The sequence below is a fragment of the Bacillus sp. SD127 genome (genome assembly GCF_058566445.1).
Genome location: NZ_CP191226.1, coordinates 2,181,196 through 2,205,704, shown reverse-complemented (window position 1 = coordinate 2,205,704; position 24,509 = coordinate 2,181,196). Strand labels below are relative to the sequence as shown.

The window sequence follows — 24,509 nt, the reverse complement described above, 5'->3', positions numbered from 1 at the left end:
AATTCCTCAATTGGCGGCAAATTCCGCCTTATACTAATACCTTGTTTCCCGATGACGGCTCTAACCCTGAAAAGAAGCGTTGGACCTGCTTCCACTCCTCGTATAAAGTCATTTCTATCCGGCAATCCTGCGGTTCTATCACCCGAACACTTCCAGACATTTCTTCGGTCAATCTATAGGCCTCATTGCAAACCACAGCAGCACCAACGACTGATGCCTGACTGTACCCTTCTTTGACATAGATTTTTTTCTGAAGAAGATTGGCAATATATTGTGTAAATGCTCTGCTTTGGAATCCGCCTCCGCATCCCCACACATAGTCACGATCAAACGGAGTAATCTCTGTTAAAATGTCAAAGTTCCATTTGATTGAACATGCAATCTCCTGTAAGGCCGCGCGTACAAAATGCGCTCTGCTTAAATGGGCTGAAAGCGGTACATCAAAGAGAAAGCCGCCTTTCGTCAGGGCGTTTTTTTCTGCCGATAAATACGAACCGAGGGAAGATACACATGCATGATCTTCCTTAGCAAGAGCAGCAATCTCTTCTTCCATCACATCGTACGGTTCATTCGGATAGAAAATATCCTTTAGTTTTTGAAAATTCAGACCCGTTACCCCGGGATTTGTCTCCGCAAGCCACTGTCCTTGATCTGTGTGGCAGTTCAGCCAGGCTTTATTTTGTCTGTCCTCATGAATTTCACCAATAATTTTGGTAATCGGTGTTGTCGTACCTGATACTATGACTGCGTCTCCCAGAGCAGCACCAGTGCTTTTGACAGCAAGCTGTGTATCTCCCCCACCCGCTATAACCTTCGCATGATGTGATAGTCCCAATTCTGCCGCATACTCATCTGCTATCGATCCAATGACTGTTCCCGCTCTTACTAGAGGCGGAAGAATAGATGGCGAGAAACCGAATATATTGCACATCTCTTCTGACCATGTATTTTGTTTTACATCAAACAGCAGCGTTTCCGTCGCCTGTGACGGTTCATATGTCAATACTCCGCTCAACTGATACGTCACCCAATCACTGATGCTTGTGAAGCTTGCAGTTTTTTCCCATAAGGAGGGCTGGCGGTGCTTTAAACCATAAAGCTTGAGCGCTGAAAAAAGCGCAGTCGGCAGACGGCCTGTTCGGCTGTATACTTCTTCCCGATTCGGTATGTTTTCCTCCCACTCCCTGCCCCGATTGTCAATGTTGGGCAGACCGAGGAAAGACTCACCATTTTGATCAAACAGCACGATCCCCTGTCTTTGACTTGTTGAAGTGAGACCAATAATTTCAATATGATGAGAACGAGAAATCGCACGTTTAGCCAGATTCATGATTTGATTCCACAGCGCCTGTGGAGAAAAATAGCGGCTGTCCGGGTAAAGCGGCTCGGTCGTATATACAATGTCCTCCCGTTCAACCGTTTGAACGCTTCCCGACACACTTACGACCGCAACTCTTGCATTGCCAGTGCCAATGTCAAATACGAGATAACCTTTTTGTTTCGTCATCCTGATGCCCTCCTTTTTACACCTCTGCTTTAAGATCGTTTTTGTTATATAAAGTCGGAATATTGAGAGTTTTTTCATCCCTCCACTTTTTAAGCGCTTCGTTCAGAATGGTAACGTGATGATCCTCTACTTCAAATGTTGCTCCTGCTAAATGCGGTGTTGCCAGAACATTAGGCAATGAAATAAATTCATAATCCGATTGCTCTGGCGGCTCATGATAAAAAACGTCTAATATCGCACCCCTGATTTTACTTTCTTTCAGTACAGATAAAAGATCCTCTCGGTTTACCACGACAGCTCTTGATGTATTCACGAAAATGGCGCTCTCTTTCATCAAGTCAAAATACGGCCGATCAATGAGGCCAAGCGTATCATCTGTACGCGGCAGATGAACAGAAACGATATCACTATCTGAAAATACCTTCTCCAGAGATACTTTTTCATATTGCGGATAATCGTGCTGTACGTATGGATCGTAATACAAAACCTTGCAGTCAAACGCAGTCAGCAGTTTTGCAATTCTTTGCCCAACCGCTCCGAATCCGACCATACCCACGGTTTTTCCTGTTATTTCATTACCTTTGAATTTGGCATATGCCTGCAAATAATCGCTGTTCCATTTTCCATCCTTTAGCCATTGATTAGAGGTATTCGTGTGCCGGAGAAATGAAATCACATTTCCAATAAACATTTCAGCAACAGCTTGTGCGTTGCGCCCAGGTGTATAGAAAACCGGAATGTCTTTGTTTGACGCTGCTGCCACATCAACATTGGAAGGCATTCCCCTGCATACTCCTACAAATGAAAGTTCCGGCATTGATGCAAACACGTTTTCTGTCACCTGATCAAGCTCAGTAATCAAACCCGTCGCATTTGATCCTTTTAATAGCTGAATCAATTCATCTTCCCTGTATGCCCGGCCGTTTTCTTTCCAAGACTGATAAACAACGGAACCGAACAATTCTTCAAGCTCTTTTCGTCCTTCTTCGTTGTACGGTGCTGTAATCAAAACCGTCATGATGCAAAACATCCTTTTCATCGTTATTTTTCACACAAAAAAATCTCTCTCCAAAGATGGAAAGAGATTCATGTATAGGCGCACTCTGCCACAGACAGAAGCCGGTATAAACCTTACTTTCCTATCTTTCAAGCTGACGCTTGCTGGAATTGGCACAATAATGTTGCCGAGGTTTCATAGGGCCAGTCCCTCCACCTCTCTTGATAGAAAATGTTTTGTATGTAATTTTCAGAATTGAGAATACGTTAATCATAAAGAAGACCCAGATTGATGTCAATGTCTTTTTTTCAGAATTGACGTTATCATTCGAAATGTTATAATTCTTACAATATATCTAACTAGGGAGAGGAACTGGGCTATGAAATCGTTCGCCACTCAACAAAACGGCATTTTTAAATCCGTTTGCTCACTGGACTGCCCGGACCAGTGCGGATTGCTGGTACATAAAAAAGACGGGAAAATTGTGAAAGTGCAGGGTGATCCTGATCACCCCGTGACAGCCGGAAATATATGCAACAAAGTACGAAATATGGCTGAGCGCCTCTATGATGAAAAGCGGCTGACGACTCCGCTGAAACGAACAGGTGTGAAGGGCGAGGCAGAGTTTAAACCAATTTCTTGGGAAGAAGCGATTGACACCATCACATCCCGCTGGAAACAGCTGATTGATGAAGAAGGAGCTGAAAGCATACTGCCTTACAGCTTTTACGGCAATATGGGAAAATTAACGGCTGAAGGAATGGACCGCCGCTTTTTTTACCGCTTGGGCTCAAGCCAGCTTGAGCGCACGATTTGCAGCAAAGCCGGATCAGAGGGCTATAAATATACCATGGGTGTGAGTGCTGGAATCGATCCTGAAGAAACGATACATACGAAACTGTTTATCTTTTGGGGAATTAACGCAGTCAGCACAAACATGCATCAAATTACAATCGCTCAAAAAGCACGGAAAAAAGGCGCAAAAATTATTGTGATTGATGTGCATAAAAATCAGACAGGGCGTCTAGCAGACTGGTTTATTCCTATAAAACCCGGTACCGACAGCGCGCTTGCCCTCGGCATCATGCACATTTTATTTAAAGAAAATCTTCACGATGAAGCGTTTCTTTCAAAATATACAGTCGGCTATGAAGAACTGCGCGAGCATGTGAAACAGTATCATCCAGAAAAGGTATCCCTGATCACTGGTATCAGTATCGACGATATCTATCAGCTGGCAAAAATGTATGGTGAAACCTCCCCTTCCTTTATCAGAATCGGAAACGGCCTTCAGCATCACGACAACGGCGGAATGATTGTTAGAACGATTGCCTGTCTACCGGCGATTACCGGTCAATGGATGCATACAGGAGGCGGCGCCATCAAACAAAACAGCGGGATTTTAGAATATAACACCACCGCGCTTCAGCGTCCTGATTTACTGAAAGGCCGCACACCGAGATCGTTTAATATGAATCAGCTGGGCAGAGTTCTTCTGGAAACAGACCCTCCTGTTCGCTCCCTCTTTATTTATGGGACGAATCCAGCCGTTGTGGCGCCAGAAGCGAACAAAGTCAGACAAGGCCTCCTGCGGGATGACTTGTTCACCGTGGTTCATGATTTGTTTTTAACAGAAACGGCCAAATATGCGGACATTGTACTGCCCGCTGCATCCGCTTTTGAAAATACTGATTTTTACACCTCATACTGGCACCATTACATTCAGCTTCAGCAGCCGGTTATTGAGAAATACGGAGAAAGCAAGTCTAATACCGAGGTATTCCGGTTATTGGCTGAGGCAATGGGATTTACGGATCAGGAGCTCAAAGATTCAGATGAAGACTTAATCCGCCAGGCACTTCACCATCCGGATAATCCTTATTTAGCGGAGATTAGTTATGAATCACTCACTGAACGTTCATTTATGAAGGCGAAGCGTGAAAAGCCGCTATTTCCGGGTAAATTGCCGACACCGAGCAGAAAAATAGAATTATATTCAGAAAAAATGAAACAAGCCGGTTTCCCGCCGTTACCGACACATACGCCGCTTGCGCCGGATCATGAATTTCCGTTTATGTATGTTCCCGGGCCGAATCATAATTTCTTAAACTCAACGTTTTCCAATAATGCAAAGCACGTCAAACTTGAAAAGACACCGAAACTCTTTATCAACACGAAAGATGCCGAAAAACACGGCATCACTGATGGTGAAGCCGTACGGATTTGGAACAGCCGAGGTGAGTGTGAACTAACCGCCGCAGTCGGAGAACAAGTGCTGCCCGGTGTTGTCGTCAGTCAAGGATTATGGGCAGATGAACCAGGCAAAAATCAGCTTGTTAACGCCCTGACCCCCGACCGCTTGTCTGATATGGGCGGAGGCGCCACTTTTTTCTCAGGCCGAGTTCAGATTGAAAAAGCATAGAAACCGTCCAGATCTTGCTCTGGCGGTTTTTTGTGTACACAGTCAACAAAAATGAAACCAATGATATAGATTGACCGTATAACATGACGAGTACATAATGGAGGCATACACATGGACGTTTTTTTAGGAATCGGTATTGCATTGGCTGGATATTTTATCGGAGAAGGATTAAAGCATATTAACAACCCAAAAGCTAACGAAAAAAATGACATTATGCTGATTAAAGAACGAGATATTTACTTTTATATCGGGCATTTTTTAGGAATAACCCAAGCGGAGGCGAAACTCTTAGCAAAGGATCTCACAGACCTCCCTCATATTGATATTAACGGAAAAAGATATGTGCAAAAACATATCTTAAGAGAATGGGTATTAACATTAGGAGAGAAACAACAAGCGAAAGATTAATGCGAATTTTTCAATAAGACGAGCTATAAAATTTCTTTTCCAAACACAACAAAAAGCAGGATTGGAAACGCTTTTTGATCAATTTATTGGTTCTTTAGTTATTTATTTAATTTGAAACCAATCAACACATTAACGAAAGCAGCCCACATATGCAAATATTGATTTTTACTTATCAAGTATAGGTATTGCTGTCTTTGGTGGAGGGGTTGCCAAATGAATACAGAGTCACCATCTAGCATCCAAGTAGCTGAAAGACAAAGACCAGTCGCAGGATTCGTTTAGCCCTTTTTCTTGAGCAGGACTTTTCATTTAAAATGTTCCTCTACCGTTGCTGTGCCAACTTGCATAAGTAAGTCACAACATTCTTATTTCATAATCATTTGCACGTACAAAAAAACGGCGGAAAATTTAGATTTTCCGCCGTTTTTCAAAGGTTTTATTCAGGAAACTGAACATGCCCGGGAACTGTGTACGCCCCAGATGTTCCGTTTGCAGGAAGCTTTGGAATCGTGTCTTTTACAACTTTTCCTCGAATGTCAGTGATTCTGACTTTAAGAGAGCCCGTTCCTAAATTGGTGCTGAGGAAATGATTATAGTCCGTTTTCTCCATGTTGATCCACTTTCCGTCTTTGTAGTATTCCATTTTCATAACAGGATACTTGTGATTTCTAACTTGGATTGCCGCCCACCACTGGCTGCTGCCTTCTTTAATCCGGTATGTGAAATTGCCAGTGATTGGCGCTTTGATCACACGCCATTTGATTTTGATTTTTCCATCTTTCATAGCACCGATTTTGCTGAAGGCATTGGGTGAAAGATCAAGGGCTCCTGGGGCACCCTCAGGATATAGATCGGTAACATAGACGATCGTCTTCCCCTTTGGCCCTTCCACTTCAAGATAAGAGCCGGCAAGAGCGGATTTCACACCGCCGTAATTAAGATCCTTTGGGTTAATTGCCGTAATCTCCATGTCAGATGGGATAGGGTCAAGAAGGAAAGCTCCTCCTGAATAGCCTGATCCGGTATAGGTTGCATAGCCTTCGTGCAAATCGTTATAGGCTGCCGAAGCCTGCGGGCAAAAACAAAGAATCATCAACATAACCACGCTAATAACAGCACTGATCTTCTTTTTCATAGACATCCTCCTAATCCAAATTTCGAATGAGAATCATTATCATTGTAATACTCATTCGATATGGATTGAAAGAGGACATAGATTCATAGATTGATTTATGTCTAATTCACTATTCTATATATATCAAAGGGTGCGTTTATACGACTATGCATTACTTATGTTCAGATGCACATATGAGCCAAAATTCTTGTTTCATTAATATGGATAGAATATGGATAGCTATAGTGAGGATCTGAAGTATATCAGCTCAAAAAATTCCCATCCCCGCTTGAAATCGCAAGCGGGAGAATTTCACTTTACCTTTTGCAACTTGGTCAGAGCAGTAAGTATAATACCTAAAATGAGCACAATCGGAAACCAGATAATAATGTAATGAAAATGTGGATCTGCAAAAGCTACAATAACAGCCCCCACACAATATAATATGATGGCCAGCGCCCTTAACACAGCATCTCTTAAGAATGTTTTATTCTGTTTAGAGAAAAACAACCGGCCGGAAAGATCCTCTAAAAGAGAAGCCAATGTTCCGGTCAAAACTGTAGAAGAAATGCCTGCAATCCCCAGTTGTTTAGCTGCTATTGTTTGTATCCCCATGGCAATACTCAAAAGGATAATAAGGATGTACACCGGAACGAAAGCAGCAGATATTGAAAGACAAGCAAAAACAAATAAAATGAACGCTTCAATTGCCAGAGCTTTTGTTACAGCGGATGGCCAAAATGTTTTCTCTGCCTTTCCAACAATGATCGTGGAAACAATCACTCCCACGATAAAGCCGATTAGCGCAGTTAAAGAATGAAAAACAGTGACTTGAAGAGATTTTCCGATTGCTAATCCCAATAAAACGATATTTCCCGTCATATTAGCAGTGAAGACGTGTCCTAGGCTTAAATAACCGATCACATCCACGATTCCCGCTGTTAAACAAAGAAGAGAAAGCAAAGTGTTTCGATATGCTGCAGCAGTCAATGGTGTATCAATCCTTTCGTGTGGTTCCAACTGTAACTCTTTTATTTGCATCAAAAAACATATAAAATCCCGGTTTTGATCAGGAATATAGACTCTATTCTTACTGTTGTCCAACTGTAATAATAATCCATATGTAAATTATTTAAATTTGAAAGGAAGCTGAGTGGCTTTGAAACGATTTTCTTTATTATTTGCCATGTTAAGTTTATTATTGCTTCTCTTGCCTGAAAAAGCTTTAGGCGCCGTCGATTTTCCAAATACCTCGACGAATGGCATTTTAGGATTTGCCGGAAATGCAAAAAATGAAAAAGGAGTCTCTAAAGCCAGCACAACCGGCGGAAAAAACGGCCAGATCGTTTATATCCAAAGTCTAAATGATTTAAAAACCCATCTGAGCGGATCAACACCTAAAATTTTAGTGCTTCAAAATGATTTAACCGCTTCTTCAAAAACAACGGTAACGATTGGTTCAAATAAAACACTTGTAGGTTCTTACGCTAAAAAAACGCTGAAAAATATTTATTTAACAACATCTTCTTCATCCGGAAACGTCATCTTTCAAAATCTGACCTTTGAACACAGCCCGCAGATTAACGGAAATAACGATATTCAGCTTTATCTCGATTCAGGCTTTAACTACTGGATCGACCATGTTACATTTTCAGGACACAGCTATAGTGCTGGCGGAAGTGACCTGGACAAGCTGTTGTATATCGGTAAATCAGCTGATTATATCACCATCAGCAACTCAAAATTCGCAAATCATAAGTACGGTTTAATTTTAGGATATCCTGATGATTCCCAGCACCAATATGACGGCTATCCGCACATGACCATCGCCAACAACTATTTTGAGAATTTGTATGTAAGAGGCCCGGGGCTGATGAGATATGGCTACTTTCATGTCAAAAACAATTACAGCAACAATTTTAACCAAGCAATTACCATCGCGACAAAAGCAAAAATATATTCTGAATACAATTATTTTGGAAAAGGCAGCGAAAAAGGCGGAATCCTTGATGACAAGGGCACCGGATACTTTAAGGATACAGGAAGCTATCCATCCTTGAACAGGCAATCCTCACCGTTGACAACGTGGAATCCAGGCTCCAATTACAGCTACCGGGTTCAAACTCCGCAGTACACAAAAGAATTTGTCACAAAATATGCCGGATCACAAAGTACAACATTGGTTTTTGGCTACTGACACAAATAGGGCTTGTATAACGCCAAGCCTCTCTTTATGGCTATGTATTGTTCGTCTGGCTTGTGTCTAAAACTCACATGCGCCACGATGTTGCTTGTCCAACATATCATTCCTGCACAAGATGAACATGCTGACGGACCAAATATTTTTTTGCCAACATGTTCACTCCATTTTCATTGAATGAACACACGGACCTCTGAATTGCTTTTCTCATTATACAACTAGGTCATTATGGTTTCATCTCAAACAAAAAGAATCCATTTCTAAAATGGATTCTTTTATTTTACTGTACATTCTATCATCTATAAACCAGGCCGCCATCAGTTAAAATAGCTTGACCGGTGATATAATCTGAATCATCTGAAGCTAGAAATGAGACTAAATTGGCCACATCTTCAGGTGTTTGATATCTTTTTAGAGCAATGTCTGAAGAGAATTTTTCAAAAGCTTCTCCTGGTTTTAAATCATCGCTATGTTTAACCATTTCCTCATCAATGCGATCCCACATTTTTGTTTTTGCAACACCAGGACAATATGCGTTAACTGTTATTTGATATTTGGCTAACTCTTTAGCAGCTGAATGTGTAAAAGATTTCACTGCGTGCTTCGTTGCGGAATATGTGCCAAGCATTTCAAATGATTCGTGACCTGCTATACTGCATGCGTTAATGATTTTGCCTTTTGTTTCTTGCTTAATGAACTGATCAGCAGCTGCTTGAGTACCAAACACAACGCCATTGACATTAACCTTGAACAATTGATTCAGTTGTTCTTCTGTTATTTCTAAAAATGGCGAAACTGCCTCAATACCTGCATTGTTTACAAACACATCCAAACGGCCAAATGTATCTGCCGCTGCTTTAACTAAATTGAATTGATCATCACGCTTGGATACATCCCCTTTTACTCCGATAACATGATAGCCTTTTTCTTTGAAGTCTGATACAGTTGCATGCAGCAGTTCCTCGTTAATATCATGCAGAACGACACTAAAACCATCCTTGCACAATCTCTCTGCTATCCCTCTCCCTAATCCGCCTGCGGAACCAGTAACTATCGCTACCTTGGTCATAAATATTCCCCTTTCGCAATGAGGTATAGTGACGATATATTTATTTTAACAAATCAGTGTTTCTCCACATAATGTAAACTGCTGTCTCAAAAGAAAGCTTGTATTATATTAATTAATTCAAGTTGAAATCATCGTGTGTAAAGTAATAAAGTTCTTCACTTCAGGATTGATCCCTTAATTGAAATGATCTATAGGACGTGTGTAACCGAGCCCTCATTATTGTTAAAGATATGGACACCGAGCTCTTATCCATTTTCTTTAGTATTCATGTGCTGTAATACATTGTATTGGATTTCATTAGACCGGTACCCAATGTTTCATTGCTACGGTCTTACCCATAGATGTAGTTTTCCTTGATTACAATACCTTTGAATTTCGTAAAAGCATGGTGTAAAAAATGCCATTGGTTTAATTCGTCTTGATTACAAAGCATGCGTGATGAAGTCGTTCTTTAACTGATGAAGAAGATCATCGACCTGGTCAACTTTTTCATCATTTAACATTTAATTTTCTTAGCAAGCTTATAATCATATGTATTGCCGATGCTGCCGTCCTCTTGTTTCCTTTGTAATTCTTTAAGCTGCAAGCTTTTTCTGACTCCTACTTGGTTTAAATTCTTGAACTGAGATATCTTTATTTATAATTGAGATGTATCGTTTATCAAATAGAGTTATCTCAATTTACTTCCTTTTTTATCAGATTCTTCATTTTTAATTTATATAATGTGGTTTTAAAGAGGAGAAAGTCCCCTCTTTTACACTGGTATTTCTTCATAACATAATCTGTCACATAACTCATAGTTGCCGCCAGTTTGATACATGCAACGTTGATAACATCGTTGTGGATCATAAGAGATTGTTTGGTATTGAGGCACATGATAATTCAGGTAGTAAGGTGTTTGTGTATACCAAACTGGATATTGTCTAAACACATAGAACCCTCCATTCGCTCCTCTAGTTTACTGTATTGTATTTACCTCACAGCCAAATGTCATTTGTCCATACGAAATTAGGCATTCTTTAGAGCTATTGATCTTTTCGCACATTTAGTTGATTTTTTATTCTTTAACAATTGATCAATTCAATATCACTCCAATCATTTTCAACTTTGACTCATATGAGCAATAAACTTCTCCTCAACCGTTTCTTAAAAACATGTCAGCAAACTTGGTTTGGAAATCACTGTCGTTATTGAGTTTCACCTTCCCTTTCCTCCTTAAATTTAGATAAAAGTCTTTTTTTATTTAATCTTAATCTCTTTCCTAATTATGTTAAAATAGGATCAAAAAAAGAAATTGTGGTGTATTTATGCTTGACTCAACTTTTCTTTTGTCATTCATGTTTGTACTTTATTTTTGTTTTATTCTTTATAGAATTATTAAGCGATTTATATTTAAGAAAGAACGAATGGCCAATGATAAGCATCTTGTTATTGTTTGTTTAATCGTTTACTTCTTTGAACTGATAAGCGTTACAATATTCCCTTTACCTATAGATCATGATTTAATTGCGAACTGGAGGAAAGATTCTTATCATCCATTTTTGTATGGAAATAACTTTATCCCGTTTTATTTCTTTGTAGATATTTATCATCTAGGCTTGCAGTTTTATGTAATAAGATCTCTTGGCGGAAATCTGATTTTACTGTTGCCAATTGGCTTGTTGTTCCCTCTTTTATTTGACAAGTTAAGGAACCTAAAAAGAATGTTATTAACTGGATTTTTTATTTCATTGTCTATAGAACTAACGCAACTTTCGATTTCTATGTATTTAAGAAACTCTTATAGAAGTTTTGACGTTGATGATTTAATCCTTAATACGTCAGGTGCTGCAATAGGTTACTCGCTGTTTTGTATTCTTCGATCGTTATATAAAAAATTACGATTTAAAAATGATTCTTTCATAAACATCTGATCTGTAAACAAGATATGTAGCCCTCATCAAGAACACAATGTAAAGACCAGCCAATGTAACAGATTTTTTGTTGAAATTGAATTAGAAAGACATAATAGGAAAAGGTAAGCATTCACTAGCGCGAGAAATGATGTTTATTGGAAGATCGCAAGTGAAAGGATATAATCAACATAACTAATCATTTTAAGGTGATACGAAAATGGACAGTATAATGAAATCTCATTTTGAAAATCTAGAAGCAAAGGACAAAAGCCTGCAATTAGAAGCCTTTCAGAATATTATTAACGCCACAAAAGAAAAAGTAGACTGGGCTTATGAAGTATGGGATCAATTAATAGGATGGCTGACCGATCCGGATAACCACAGGCGAGCGAGAGCTGCACAGTTTCTTGCTGGTTTAGCAATCAGTGATCCGGATAAACGGATGCTGCACGACTTTCCAGCGTTATGGGAAGTGACCAGGGATTCAAAATTTGTAACTGCTCGGCATAGTTTGCAAGCAATCTGGAAGGTTGGTTTAGCTGGGCCAGAACAAAAAGAACTGGTGCTTACTCATATTATTGATCGCTTTAAAAATGGAATAAACGAAAAACATTATACATTGATTCGCTACGATATGATTGTAGGATTAAAAAAATTATACGATGAAGATAAAGATGAGCATATTAGGGAAATAGCAATGGACTTGATTGAGATCGAGAAAGATAGCAAATATCGAAAGAAATATTTGTCAGTCTGGAAATAACCACTTTTATGCAATGCTCTGCAAACGTTAAAACAGCACTACATCTTCGTGTGAGTGCTGTTTTTTATGCTAAACTTGCCGCCCTCGCCCATCATGCTGCTTTTATACAGCAACAAGCTGCATTGATTGTGTAAGCGATGTTCATGCCCTTGCGCGTGGTAAAGAGAACATCTGTGTTTATTGATTTTTTTCAGCCATCTCAGTATTTGAATATAGCGCTGTTTATGGCAGTACCATTATTAAAATATAATAATTGTAGAACTTTCTATTAAGCGATCATATGCGGGGGATGCCAACCTTTATAACCAATTGAATTTTTTAATTGTTGCTTTTGGAGGATCACATTCTTTAAGAGTGTTGAACCACACCTTCATTTTTTTACCTTCCACAAGGTCTTCTTTGTTTTCAATTTGACTTAATTCCAATATCACAACATGATTTTTATATTTTCTTATAAGTCTATCTTGAGACAATTCAAAGTCCTCTTTTTCAGGAGCATGTTTGCCCTCAAGAAAAACGGCTGACTTTTCATCCTTAAAAAGGATAAAACCAACAAGGTTCTGCATCTTTGGCGTTTTTATTTTATTTTCTTCCTTATCATTGCAGCCCGAAATAAAAGCAAAGAACGCTAAGACCGATATCCCGATTTTACGCATTTATCTCTCCTTTTTTGGTGTATGTTTTATAACAGTGAAAAAAGGCAAATCATTTTTAGAGGTAACTTATAATAACGCGACACAAGAGTACTGGACCCGGAAAGACAGTACAAGTTTATAGATTTGAAGAACACATTTACCACAGGTAAACTCTCTTCAATTCAGTTTTGCCTTTCCGTTACACATCATTCCCTAGTGCCCGCACATAAAAAACGATTGAATATTTAGTACATGGTACAATAAGATAAAAAACCTATTTCGTTAACCAATTGATTAATTTACTGCCATCGCATTGTGCCTATTGTGAAAAACTTGTAAACTTTTTGGGTAGCCATAAAATAAGGAGCGATTTTTTGTCTAAAAACTTAGCATTTTTTCTGTTCATCTTATGTATCATCATTGCGAAAGTCATGAAAAATATTGATGTAATAAGCACTGCAGCATCCTTTTGCTCTTTAGTTCTCGTTTTCATTTATTTTAAAGATGAGTTTAAAAAGCTAAAACCAAAAGCAAGGAGCATTCTGTTTTCATGCTTTTTAGTATTAACAGGAATTATAACTTTTATCATTTTAGAAGGACAGGTATTCATTAAAAACCACGATTTTTTTAACGGCTGGGAGACCATAGCAGTGATTATTTTGTTTGCAGTCCCTTTGATATCTGGTACTGTTTGCTTTAGATTGCTTTACGAGCATTTGAAAGAAATGTAAGCATTTTATGTACAGGTAAGGAACTAAACTCGCATGTTTTATTTTTACTTTGAATAAAAACATGCCTTTATCATGACATGTACTTATCAATCAGATGTTTCTGAAAGCAGACCTATATTTTGGACGTTCATCCCTAAACTTGCCATTGCAGATTTATCTTTTATACCATGGTTTCTCTTGTAATCTTATTTTATCTGTATGTTTTTCCCTACCGGTCTTCCACTCCACCTTAACAACTACATCATGTCCAATTACTTCATCTTCAAGCATAAAATCAAACGTAGCAATGTGGTCTTCCATTTGTCCTCCGCCTGGCATTTCTTCACCTGTGTACTCTGATAAATCATAATCTTCTCTGTCATCGTACTTTTTACCATCTATATACAATATGATTTTTTCAACAATGGTTCTTTTCGCTTCTTTCTTGTTCCCCTGCCAGTATAAATTCAAGAAGTAATTAGGGCCAATCGAAGTTTTATCTGATTTTTCAATGGTAGAAACCCACAATCCGTTCCTGCTGCTTCCCTCATTTTTTACTTTGTCTCCTGATATCATTGCGAAGAACGTTACTAAACAAATCAATAATAGAGCTGTAATGATTAGTGATCTTTTGATTTTATTTTTGCTTCTCATGTTTCCCCTCGCTTTCTTCATTTTATTAGTAGAATAAATGGGCAAAATGTTACTTGAAAAAGAATATAAAAAAAGCTGCTCATAAAGCAGCCCAATAAATTGTCTTTTCAGTTTTGCAGCCATATAAGACTTTCTTCATTGTTCTCAGCTTTGTGATTCGCAGCGCATCTATGTCTGCCTTAATACTGATCAGGTGTTGATTATCTGCCTGTTAACCCAAATGGATACAACATTCAAACAGCTTTAATGCTCAAGTCCTATGTAGGTCACTACATTGTCTAATTCACCTCTTCTAACTGAATGTAAAGGTTTGTTTTAATTGGCGTCCTTCTTTTCCTTTTTGTGTCCAAATAATAACAACCTCTAATTCAGATGCCTTTTCAGCCACCATAAAATGGTTAAACTTCAGCGGTGCACCATCGTTTAAACTTTTGGCTAAGCTTATTAAATCCTCCTTCTGTCTCACACAGTTTTCGGGACAGCCAAAAAGTGAAAACCTCGTGGTTGAATCAGGATCATTTCTATACAATTGTACATCCACTGTAGCTGCGGCTTCCCCTATGTTTTTGATTTCCATTGAATATACGTGATATTCCCCCTTTTTTGGACTCGCTAATTCCTTTGCATTTTTTGCTTCAGCTATTTCGACTGACCATTGTTCTGTTTTTTGTTTAATTGGCAATTCTGTAAATGTCAGGGCTTGAGTCTTTGTTTGAACAAAAGTCAATGCAAATAATAAAACACATAAGGAAAGTAAATGCTTCTTCACTTCGTATCTCCTTCTTTCTTTTTCATTAGCTTCCCCAATATAAGTGTCCGGTATGACGCATAATAAAAAGCCCTCATAAAGAGAGCTTTAATTACAAATGCAATACTATTAATATGTTCATAGACAGAAGTAAAATTTTCAAGAAGATTAGTCGAAAACAATTACTTGTTATTGTCCACTTGATGAAAGTGGGCTGCTTAACCATTGCATTCAATATCATTTTAATAAGATAATCACGCTTCATGAATTGATTTTTCAGAGTCATAATTTCTATCCATTGAACGGAAATGCTCTTCTAGTTCCTCAAGTGTTCGTCCCTTAGTTTCCGGCATGAATTTGTACACAAAACCGATTGCCAAGATACCCAAAGCGACAAATATAAAGAAAGTAAAGGATAAGCCTGCAGAGCTAAGCATGATTGGAAAAGCAAAACCAATGATAAAGTTTAAAATCCAGAGGAAAAATACACTGATGCCAGAACCAAGCCCTCTTACTCTTTGCGGGAATATTTCTGCAATGACCAGCCATGTTACTGGTCCGACACAGCCCTGCATAAAGGCTAGAAATAAAACGGTCAAAGATAGCACGATATACGGGAGTGCTGCTGATCCATCAAACACGATTGAGAATATGGCAATGAATAAAAGCGCTGTGGTCGTTCCAGATAAACCAATCATCAATATCGGGCGCCGGTTCACCCTGCCAACCAGCCAAATGCCGATGATAACGGCAATGACTGATATCAATCCATTCCCAATATTAGCGATTAAAGCTGCCTTTGTACCAAAACCGGATTCTTGCAGGATTTGAGTGCCGTAATACATAATCGAATTGACGCCTGTGATTTGATTAACGATGGCAACACCGATCCCAATCCATAAAAGACGGCGCAGCCATGGTGTAGAGAACTCTTTGATCGATGCCTTCTCTACATTTGAATCTTTGACTGCCGCTGCTTGTATTTCTTTAAATTCTGCTTCTGCCCTTTTCTCGTCACGTATGAGTTTAAGGACGCGCAGCGCCTCGCTTTTTTTACCTTTAGAAGTTAGCCACCTCGGGCTCTCCGGAACCATGAGCATACTTGCAAATAATATGAGAGCCGGTATGGCACAAAGGACAAGCATGTATCTCCAAACATGCCCTGTATCAGCCATTGCAACACCAAGAATCGCATTAAAAACGTAGGCTAAAAATTGCCCGCCGACGATCATCAGTTCATTTTGCGTTACCATACGCCCTCTTTTCTCATACGGCGCCATTTCTGCTAAAAAGGCCGGTACCATTGATGATGCCCCACCGACAGCCAGTCCCAGCAAAAACCGAAAGATAACCATCGTTAAAACATTCGGCGCAATTGCTGTTCCGAGTGATGCCAGAAAGAATAAAAAGGAAAGATTAAGGATCATTTTACGTCTGCCATAGCGGTCAGCCAATTTGCCGCACAGCAATGCACCAAACGCTGCTCCTAATAGAAGCATGCTTGTAACCAGCCCTTCTGTGACCGGTGTTAAGTTAAGTTGATCAGATCTTGCCATAAAAGGCAAGGCTCCATTTATAACTCCGGTGTCATATCCAAAAAGAAGCCCGCCAAATGTTGCTGAAATCATTATCAACTGCAAAAACGACCTAGGATTTCGTTGTTCTTTCATACCCTTTCCCCACCTTTATGAAGAATGCTTTATACATTTTTTCATTCTTGTCAACCGAGTGTGCTGGATTCACCCTTTCTCTTTTAAAGAGCAATACTCGTTTCAGCCAGGTTTTTTATTTCCCGAGACCTTATCAATCTGAAAATTAGCAATACTCAATGCAGCGAATGAGGCTTTTACAGAAACAACCTAATTGAAATCGCTTTCATTTTTTTCACAAGAAACATATCCACTTTTTTGTTATGTTCTAGTTATATTTTTGTTACATCCTTGTTAGGTTTGATATTATCATAATTTTAAAAGCGTTTTCAGTCAATAAAAAACTTCTGAAGTTTTTTAGTAATCATAGGATTTTCCCAGATAAAACGCCTAACACCAGGATTACATACTAATCCCCTTATACTCCGAATGATTTCAGGAAATTCAGCTAAACATGTTCTTCATGGTTACATTTTTGAAACCTTTTTGTGATATTGGAATATTGATCAAAAGCTAGTACTCAAATATAAACGTGTTAAGAAAAATTACATTCACAATAAATAGCGATATCATTATAATGAATGTTGGTTGATTGAGATAGAAAGAAACAGAAGAAGGAGAAATGGAATTGAAGAAAGTAATGTTAGGCTTTAGTCTATTAGCTTTGAGTTTTTCTTTGACAGCCTGCGGATTAAATGATACTGCTGAAAAAAGCCATTCAGATCTAAAACAGCCAGTTGCCAAGAATTCTAACTCTGAAGCAAAAAAAGGCTTGGTGGATGCTGTGTTAGAAAGGCCTGTTGACGGAGATACGATCAAAGTTAGCTATAACGGCAATATTGATACGGTTCGCTACTTGCTCATTGATACTCCAGAGACTAAAAAGCCACATTCATGTGTTCAGCCATATGGCGAGGATGCATCTAAACGAAACAAAGAATTGATTAGCGGCGGAAAGCTGCAATTAGAATTTGATAAAGGAGAGCGCAGAGATAAATTCGGAAGGCTGTTAGCTTACGTTTATGTCGATGGCAAGTCTGTTCAAGAAACACTGTTAAAAGAAGGATTAGCCAGAGTAGCATATGTTTATGAGCCAAATACAAAATACATAGACCAGTTTAGAAAAGATGAACAGGAAGCACAAACGAAAAAACGTTCTATTTGGAGTAAAAACGGTTATGTGAATGCCAGAGGATTTAAAGGCTGTGTTGAGCAGCACTCAACTGAAAAAAAGATATAGTTCGTGATAGATACCCTTTTGAATGAATATAATGCAATAAATCTAAAAAGAGGGTGCCTCACAAAAATGAATTCTCTACTAAAGAACGAAGACATGATTGCGATGATTAGAAATGGTCTTAGCACATCACAATACCCAAAGCACATTATTATCGTTGGCGCCGGGTTGGCCGGGCTTGTTTCTGCATCTTTGCTGAAGAATGCAGGACATAAAGTGACGATTCTGGAAGCGAGTGATAGAGTCGGGGGCAGAGTTTGCACGTTGCGATCTCCCTTCAGTGCCGGGCTGTATTTCAATGTTGGACCAATGCGTATTCCGGATATCCATACTCTAACCTTGGAATATATAAAAAGATTCAGCCTGCCAACTAGTGTATTTTTGAACAGAACTCCAATGGACATCATTTACGCCAATGGCATTCAAACACGTCTTCATCATTTTGAAAGCAATCCGGGTATCTTAAGATACCCAGTTGCAGCAAATGAACAAGGAAAAACGGCCGAAGAGCTGATGCTTTCTGTATTGCAGCCTATCCTCAATTTTATTTATGTAGATCCTGCGAGAAATTGGCGGATCGTTGAAACACAATACAGTAACCATTCGTTAGGCTCTTACTTGAATACTTATTTTTCATACGGTGCAATCGATATGATCGGCGTACTTTTGGATATGGAAGCATATATGGGGATGTCCCTTGTTGAAGTGTTACGGGAATCCATCTTTTATACGTCGCCAACTCGTTTCTATGAAATAACAGGCGGCATGGATCGGCTTCCTCAAGCATTTCTTCCTCAATTAAAAGAACATATTGTCTTCCATCATAAAATGGTGAAAATATCTCAAAACCAAAACAATGTTACGGTTAACTGCATTCATCAACAGACAGCAAAACATTTGGCAGTGACAGGCGATCTCGCTATCATAACCATTCCATTTTCAACATTGCGTTTTGTACAAGTTGAACCATATGATTCATTTTCCTATTATAAACGGCGGGCCATTCGTGAACTCAACTATATTGCCGCAACAAAAATCGGAATAGAGTTTAAGAGCCGTTTTTGGGAAAAAGCTGGGCAGCGCGGCGGCAAATCGATAACTGATCTTCCGATTAGATTTTCGTATTATCCCAGCATTGACATTGGATCGAATGGACATGCTGTCGTTGTAGCGAGTTACACATGGGCGGATGAGGCACTGATATGGGACAGTCTTTCAGAGGGAGAGCGCCTCCGCTATACGTTAATGAATTTATCGGAAATCTATGGTGATGTTGTATGGTCAGAGTTTGTGACCGGCGCTTCTTTTAGCTGGACCCAAAATCCATATTCAGCCGGGGGTTTCACAGCTTTCGAACCAGGACAGGAATTACAGCTGTATCCATACATCCCTGCCCCTGAAGGGAAAATACATTTCGCTGGAGAACACGCCTCACTTACTCACGGATGGATGCAAGGAGCAATTGAATCCGGAATACGAACGGCGTATGAAGTGAATCGTATAACTTAAATCCTACGTTTTTTATATTCGTTTTAGCGACTCCTTTAGATAGATTTGATATTGCTTTTTAATGACGGACATTGATTTTGTTGAATACTATAGAAACAGCAATTAAATCGTGTAGCTTATCAAAAACACCCCTTCACATTAATGTGAGGGGTTATTTGTGCGTAGACAATACTTCCGATTTGATCGTAAATCAAGAGTTTGGACTGATACCAAATCAGGATTTGAATCAAAGCTTAAAAGGTTGATTTACTGCTTGAATTTCCTCCCGGATTGAAGGTTGCGTTGTAATGAATTGACATGTTTCCAAGTTATGAGTGAGTTTTGGTTGTATCAAATTTTTTGCCTTTTCGGAATAAAGCATTCCCAATGCTACTCCACTGGGCACTATATGCGTCGCCGCTATTGAGCGTCATACTGGTGTTCCCATAATACTTCCGCATTCATATTCATAGCTAGGGAGCCGATTTGAGCTGTAGTTTTGTCATCAAATGCCTTTGTTGATGATTAGTCGTTAATTGTTTTTTCGTTGATCCCCTGACAAAAAAATACACTCTTTACGAACCACACTTATAATTAGTTTTTTCGAAAGCTCTTCAAGACTGTATTTAGATCCTTTGTGTGAGTGTAAATTTTCTTATACACATCGAATAGTGTTTTATATTTTTGAACATTTTGTTCCTTTGGATAAAATGTAGCAGCCTCACGAATGAACTGCTCTGCACACTCTTCAAGAGATTCAAACCACCTACTTCCAAAGGCAGCTAGCATAGCAGCACCCATGGCTGGGCCTTGTTCATTTGCCAACTTTATCACCCTCGCATTGAAAATATCAGCTTGCATTTGAAGCCACGTTTCATTTTTAGCTCCTCCACCAATAGAAACAACGGTATGCACTGATTTTCCCGCTTCTCGAAATAGCTCAATTGATTCATGTAAAGAGAATGTAATGCCTTCCATAACCGCCCTCAAAAAATGCTCTCTTTTATGTGCTCCATCCATTCCAATTAAGCTTCCCCGAATAGAAGAATCAGCATGTGGCGTTCTTTCACCTACCAAATAAGGAGTGTATAGCAGTCCATTTGCTCCTATTGGAATAGATTCCACCCCCTGCAATAATTGCTCAAACGATTCGTTTGGGGCAAACGTTCTTTTGAACCAGTCCAAGCTGTACCCTGCAGCGAGCGTGACTCCCATCGTATAAAAAGAATCCTTTTTTCCATGATTAAAAAAGTGCACTTTCCCTTTAAAGTCTCTTTCTTCGCCTTCTTCGTATGAAAGTATGACCCCTGACGTTCCAATACTGCATAATGTTTTTCCGGAAGAAAGAATGCCGGCTCCAATCGCACCACAAGCATTGTCTGCTCCCCCAGCGTACACTTTTGTTTTTTCCAAGAGCCCTGTCTCAGCCGCAACGTTCGGAAGCAGCGATCCTACACAATCATGAGATTCAACAAGCGGAGGACAAATATCTGCAGAAATGCCAAATCGATTGCAAATATCATCGCTCCACTCCTTGCGAGTAATATGTAAAAGTAACGTTCCTGCTGCATCGGAGTATTCGGTGTGAATGGCACCGGTCATACGAAATCTCACATAGTCTTTCGGAAGCAAAAAAACAGCCGTTTTTTTAAAAAGTTCAGGCTCATGTTCCTTCACCCATAAGATTTTAGGTAATGTAAACCCTTCTAAAGCACGGTTTTTTGTGATGTTAAGCAGATTATCACCGAATTTCTCGGTCATCTTAATACATTGAGGCGTGGTTCTGGTGTCATTCCAAAGAATTGCATGACGTAACACCTGCCGATCCTGGTCAAGCAGTACTAACCCATGCATTTGTCCTGAATAACTTATCCCGTCAATATCCTTGGCTTGAACGTTGGATATGGAAACCAATTCAGCCAATGCATCAATTGTTTGCTGCACCCAGTCTTCAGGATTTTGCTCACTATACCCTGCCTTCTCTTGAATGAGCGGATAACTTTTGGACGTTTCTGCACAAACCTTGCCGTTTTGATTAACTAAAATCGTTTTAACAGCACTCGTTCCAAGATCTATTCCAATGACATACTTCATTTTTTCACCTCTTACCCTTATAAAAAAACCATTCACTCTAAATAAATCCCAATTATAGAAATTACCCGTCATAACAATAAGCAAAAGGTAAGGAATCATGACGGGCAGTCTCAGGTATTAGCTATCATGCTATACCTTTTTATAGCGGTTCTCTTTATCTGTTATACTTCTAAAATGTATTGGTTCAATATAGCTTTTAATCGCTCCTGTCTTCCTGATTCGTTTTTGATTGCTGTATTATTTAGCGCATATTGCTCAAGAGTATGGAAATTAGCTCTTCCTTCTGTAATTTCAAGACCTATTCCTTCAGTAAAGCTGCGATAACGATGTTGAATCACATCATCAAACACACGATCTTCGATTAATTTATGGGCTACTCTCAATCCTCTTGCAAATGCATCCATCCCCGCAACATGGGAATATATTAAATCATCAGGCTCAAAAGAAGACCTTCTGACCTTCGCATCGAAGTTTAATCCACCGCTCCCAAGGCCGCCATTTTGCAGGATTTCGTACATTGCTAATGTCGTAGAATATAAATCCGTCGGAAATTCATCTGTATCCCAGCCTAAAAGAGGATCACCCTGATTCGCGTCAACAGAGCCAAGAAGACCATGTACTCTTGCCATCCGTAATTCATGTTCAAATGTATGCCCTGCTAATGTGGCATGATTGGCTTCGAGATTTAATTTAAAATGATTGTCTAAGCCATATTGCTTTAAGAAGGCAATGGTTGTTGCTGCATCTGTATCATATTGATGAGTGGTCGGCTCTTTTGGTTTTGGCTCAATCAAAAACTGCCCTGAATATCCGATTTCCTTCGCATAATCCACTGCCATATGCATGAATCTCGCTAAATTATCAAGCTCCAATTTTAAATCGGTATTTAACAATGTTTCATATCCTTCACGGCCGCCCCAAAATACATAGTTCTCGGCGCCAAGCTCTTTTGCTGTTTCTAACCCTTTTTTTACTTGTGCTGCAGCATACGCAAACACATCTGCATTGCAGGAAGTCGCCGCACCATGGACGAAACGGGGATTCGTAAACATGTTTGCAGTATTCCATAATAGCTTAACGTTGCTATTTCTCATATACTCTTTAATCATGCCCACGATGATATCTAAATTGTGATTTGTCTCTTTTAACGTACTTCCTTCTGGTGCAACATCTCGGTCATGAAAAGCAAAGAATGGTGCATCTAGTTTTTCAAACATCTCAAATGCTGCTTCTACTCTCGCCTTCGCCAGATCCATTCCTTTATAGTGATCCCATGGCCTTTGCATCGTAGCTGCCCCAAAAACGTCTGTTCCATCAGCGGTAAATGTATGCCAATAGGCAATAGAAAACCGCAAGTGCTCTTTCATCGTTTTTCCGCCGATTACTTCTTGGGAATTATAATATTTAAATGCTAAAGGATTAGTGGAATCTTTCCCTTCGTAAACCACTTTGTTTACGCTTTCAAAATAGTTGACTGAACTAGAATGAGATTGAGCCATGTTATTTCCCCCTTAAAAATCATTTCAATACAGTGCAATTTATTTCATATTGTAAGTAAGTTGTCTATTAGTTTGTTGTTCGAACAAACTAACTTATTTTAATCTTATATAACCTCATCAGTATTTTCAATATTTTTTTTGTTTTTTATGAACACATTAGCTATAGTAAAGGTAAGATTAGCTATGTACTATGTCTCATACTGAAAACAATACATTTCAACTTAATTTAAAGATTATACAAATGGAGTGGATTAAGTGGTTATCGCTGATCAAACCTTTGTCAAAAAAGTAAATCAAAAGTTATTATTAAAAGAAATTCTTAAAAATTCACCTATTTCAAGAGCAAAATTATCTGAAAAGACTGGATTAAATAAATCAACTGTTTCATCACAAGTAAACACGTTAATGAAAGAAAATCTTGTTTTTGAAATAGGTCAGGGACAATCAAGTGGCGGAAGAAGACCTGTCATGCTTGTTTTTAATAAAAAGGCAGGATACTCCGTAGGAATAGATGTTGGTGTGGATTATATTAATGGCATTTTAACAGATCTTGAAGGAACGATCGTTCTTGATCAACACCATCATTTGGAATCGAATTCTCCAGAAAAAACCAAAGACATTTTAATTGATATGATTCATCACTTGATTACGCATATGCCACAATCTCCATACGGGCTTACTGGTATAGGCATATGCGTGCCTGGACTAGTTGATAAAAATCAAAAAATTGTTTTCACTCCGAACTCCAACTGGAGAGATATTGACTTAAAATCTTTCATACAAGAGAAGTTCAATGTGCCCGTTTTTATAGAAAATGAGGCGAATGCTGGAGCATATGGAGAAAAAGTATTCGGTGCTGCAAAAAATCACGATAACATTATTTATGCAAGTGTCAGTACAGGGATAGGGATCGGTGTTATTATCAACAATGATTTATATAGAGGGGTAAGCGGATTCTCTGGAGAAATGGGACATATGACAATAGACTTTAATGGCCCTAAATGCAGTTGCGGAAACCGAGGCTGCTGGGAATTGTATGCTTCAGAGAAGGCTTTATTAAAATCTCTTCAGACTAAAGAGAAAAAAGTGTCCTATCAAGATATTATAGACCTTGCCCACCGGAATGATATCGGAACTTTAAATGCATTACAGACTTTTGGATTCTATTTAGGAATAGGCCTTACCAATATTCTAAATACATTCAATCCTCAAGCCATCATTTTAAGAAACAGCATAATTGAATCGCATCCTATGGTTTTAAATTCAATTAGAAGTGAAGTGTCGTCCAGGGTTTATTCCCAATTAGGCAATAGCTATGAATTATTACCGTCTTTCTTAGGAAAAAATGCACCGGCATTAGGAATGTCCTCCATTGTTATTGATCATTTTCTGGATATGGTTACAATGTAATTTATTATTA

At 39.0% G+C, this 24,509-nt stretch carries 20 protein-coding genes, 1 pseudogene and 1 riboswitch; of the genes and pseudogenes, 9 read left to right on the top strand and 12 right to left on the bottom strand.

The features are described 5' to 3' along the window. Positions 1-28 precede the first annotated feature (28 nt). Together ACQVGS_RS11880 and ACQVGS_RS11875 are read right to left on the bottom strand one after the other, a co-directional pair. On the bottom strand, positions 29-1,507 hold the full coding sequence (locus ACQVGS_RS11880) for an FGGY-family carbohydrate kinase (protein WP_326374410.1): 1,479 nt from the start codon (positions 1,505-1,507) through the stop codon (positions 29-31). 16 nt (positions 1,508-1,523) lie between these two features. Further along, positions 1,524-2,546 carry a 2-hydroxyacid dehydrogenase gene (locus tag ACQVGS_RS11875; protein ID WP_151175077.1) on the bottom strand — a complete coding sequence of 341 codons (1,023 nt, stop codon included), beginning with the start codon at positions 2,544-2,546 and terminating at the stop codon, positions 1,524-1,526. A gap of 97 nt (positions 2,547-2,643) precedes the next feature. Continuing rightward, a riboswitch (SAM riboswitch) is annotated at positions 2,644-2,735 on the bottom strand. 148 nt (positions 2,736-2,883) lie between these two features. On the opposite strand from ACQVGS_RS11875, the gene ACQVGS_RS11870 reads away from it, so the two are divergent. Then, entirely contained in the window at positions 2,884-4,926 is a 2,043-nt protein-coding gene (locus ACQVGS_RS11870; RefSeq protein ID WP_491830261.1) for a molybdopterin oxidoreductase family protein, read from the top strand. A gap of 111 nt (positions 4,927-5,037) precedes the next feature. Then, positions 5,038-5,334 (top strand): hypothetical protein, encoded by a 297-nt coding sequence (locus tag ACQVGS_RS11865; protein WP_024121653.1) that lies wholly within the window; start codon positions 5,038-5,040, stop codon positions 5,332-5,334. A 436-nt stretch (positions 5,335-5,770) separates the two neighbouring features. On the opposite strand, the gene exlX is transcribed toward ACQVGS_RS11865, so the two are convergent. After that, complete coding sequence (gene exlX, locus ACQVGS_RS11860) at positions 5,771-6,469, bottom strand: expansin ExlX (RefSeq protein ID WP_185847886.1); 699 nt, start codon at positions 6,467-6,469, stop codon at positions 5,771-5,773. A gap of 291 nt (positions 6,470-6,760) precedes the next feature. Then, positions 6,761-7,438, bottom strand: a complete 678-nt coding sequence (locus ACQVGS_RS11855; RefSeq protein WP_106021707.1) for a YoaK family protein — start codon at positions 7,436-7,438, stop codon at positions 6,761-6,763. Positions 7,439-7,634: 196 nt separating this feature from the next. On the opposite strand from ACQVGS_RS11855, the gene ACQVGS_RS11850 reads away from it, so the two are divergent. Then, complete coding sequence (locus tag ACQVGS_RS11850) at positions 7,635-8,645, top strand: polysaccharide lyase family 1 protein (protein ID WP_395958042.1); 1,011 nt, start codon at positions 7,635-7,637, stop codon at positions 8,643-8,645. Between the two features lie 298 nt (positions 8,646-8,943). Here ACQVGS_RS11850 and ACQVGS_RS11845 read toward each other — a convergent pair whose 3' ends face one another. After that, positions 8,944-9,717 (bottom strand): acetoin reductase, encoded by a 774-nt coding sequence (locus tag ACQVGS_RS11845; RefSeq protein ID WP_024121657.1) that lies wholly within the window; start codon positions 9,715-9,717, stop codon positions 8,944-8,946. A 1,406-nt stretch (positions 9,718-11,123) separates the two neighbouring features. Here ACQVGS_RS11845 and ACQVGS_RS11840 point away from each other — a divergent pair. Together ACQVGS_RS11840 and ACQVGS_RS11835 are read left to right on the top strand one after the other, a co-directional pair. Beyond that, on the top strand, positions 11,124-11,630 hold the full coding sequence (locus ACQVGS_RS11840) for a VanZ family protein (RefSeq protein ID WP_268496554.1): 507 nt from the start codon (positions 11,124-11,126) through the stop codon (positions 11,628-11,630). A gap of 199 nt (positions 11,631-11,829) precedes the next feature. After that, complete coding sequence (locus tag ACQVGS_RS11835) at positions 11,830-12,375, top strand: hypothetical protein (protein WP_106021708.1); 546 nt, start codon at positions 11,830-11,832, stop codon at positions 12,373-12,375. Between the two features lie 299 nt (positions 12,376-12,674). Here ACQVGS_RS11835 and ACQVGS_RS11830 read toward each other — a convergent pair whose 3' ends face one another. Next, positions 12,675-13,031 (bottom strand): DUF3221 domain-containing protein, encoded by a 357-nt coding sequence (locus ACQVGS_RS11830; RefSeq protein WP_254518279.1) that lies wholly within the window; start codon positions 13,029-13,031, stop codon positions 12,675-12,677. Positions 13,032-13,384: 353 nt separating this feature from the next. On the opposite strand from ACQVGS_RS11830, the gene ACQVGS_RS11825 reads away from it, so the two are divergent. Next, on the top strand, positions 13,385-13,741 hold the full coding sequence (locus ACQVGS_RS11825) for a YoqO family protein (protein ID WP_198098445.1): 357 nt from the start codon (positions 13,385-13,387) through the stop codon (positions 13,739-13,741). Positions 13,742-13,894: 153 nt separating this feature from the next. On the opposite strand, the gene ACQVGS_RS11820 is transcribed toward ACQVGS_RS11825, so the two are convergent. The 3 genes from ACQVGS_RS11820 to ACQVGS_RS11810 all read right to left on the bottom strand — a co-directional run bounded on the left by ACQVGS_RS11820 (position 13,895) and on the right by ACQVGS_RS11810 (position 16,792). Continuing rightward, positions 13,895-14,374 carry a DUF4944 domain-containing protein gene (locus ACQVGS_RS11820; protein ID WP_101861458.1) on the bottom strand — a complete coding sequence of 160 codons (480 nt, stop codon included), beginning with the start codon at positions 14,372-14,374 and terminating at the stop codon, positions 13,895-13,897. A gap of 292 nt (positions 14,375-14,666) precedes the next feature. Then, positions 14,667-15,143, bottom strand: a complete 477-nt coding sequence (locus ACQVGS_RS11815; RefSeq protein ID WP_101861434.1) for a YozF family protein — start codon at positions 15,141-15,143, stop codon at positions 14,667-14,669. Positions 15,144-15,376: 233 nt separating this feature from the next. Next, positions 15,377-16,792 (bottom strand): sugar porter family MFS transporter, encoded by a 1,416-nt coding sequence (locus tag ACQVGS_RS11810; protein WP_283913030.1) that lies wholly within the window; start codon positions 16,790-16,792, stop codon positions 15,377-15,379. Positions 16,793-17,399: 607 nt separating this feature from the next. Between ACQVGS_RS11810 and ACQVGS_RS11805 the strand changes: the two genes are divergently transcribed. Next, positions 17,400-18,011 carry a thermonuclease family protein gene (locus tag ACQVGS_RS11805; RefSeq protein WP_491047462.1) on the top strand — a complete coding sequence of 204 codons (612 nt, stop codon included), beginning with the start codon at positions 17,400-17,402 and terminating at the stop codon, positions 18,009-18,011. 66 nt (positions 18,012-18,077) lie between these two features. Next, entirely contained in the window at positions 18,078-19,517 is a 1,440-nt protein-coding gene (locus tag ACQVGS_RS11800) for a flavin monoamine oxidase family protein (protein WP_339233090.1), read from the top strand. A 311-nt stretch (positions 19,518-19,828) separates the two neighbouring features. Here the strand turns inward: ACQVGS_RS11800 and ACQVGS_RS11795 are convergent. The 3 genes and pseudogenes from ACQVGS_RS11795 to xylA all read right to left on the bottom strand — a co-directional run. After that, positions 19,829-19,951 (bottom strand): annotated as a pseudogene (locus tag ACQVGS_RS11795) (glycoside hydrolase family 11 protein); the annotation flags it as partial. 139 nt (positions 19,952-20,090) lie between these two features. Then, on the bottom strand, positions 20,091-21,590 hold the full coding sequence (gene xylB, locus ACQVGS_RS11790; RefSeq protein ID WP_268545096.1) for a xylulokinase: 1,500 nt from the start codon (positions 21,588-21,590) through the stop codon (positions 20,091-20,093). 161 nt (positions 21,591-21,751) lie between these two features. Then, a complete protein-coding gene (gene xylA / locus ACQVGS_RS11785) occupies positions 21,752-23,089 on the bottom strand; it encodes a xylose isomerase (RefSeq protein WP_254518281.1) in 1,338 nt (445 codons plus the stop codon). Positions 23,090-23,344: 255 nt separating this feature from the next. On the opposite strand from xylA, the gene xylR reads away from it, so the two are divergent. Continuing rightward, positions 23,345-24,499 carry a transcriptional repressor XylR gene (gene xylR / locus ACQVGS_RS11780; RefSeq protein WP_106022526.1) on the top strand — a complete coding sequence of 385 codons (1,155 nt, stop codon included), beginning with the start codon at positions 23,345-23,347 and terminating at the stop codon, positions 24,497-24,499. Positions 24,500-24,509 lie beyond the last annotated feature (10 nt).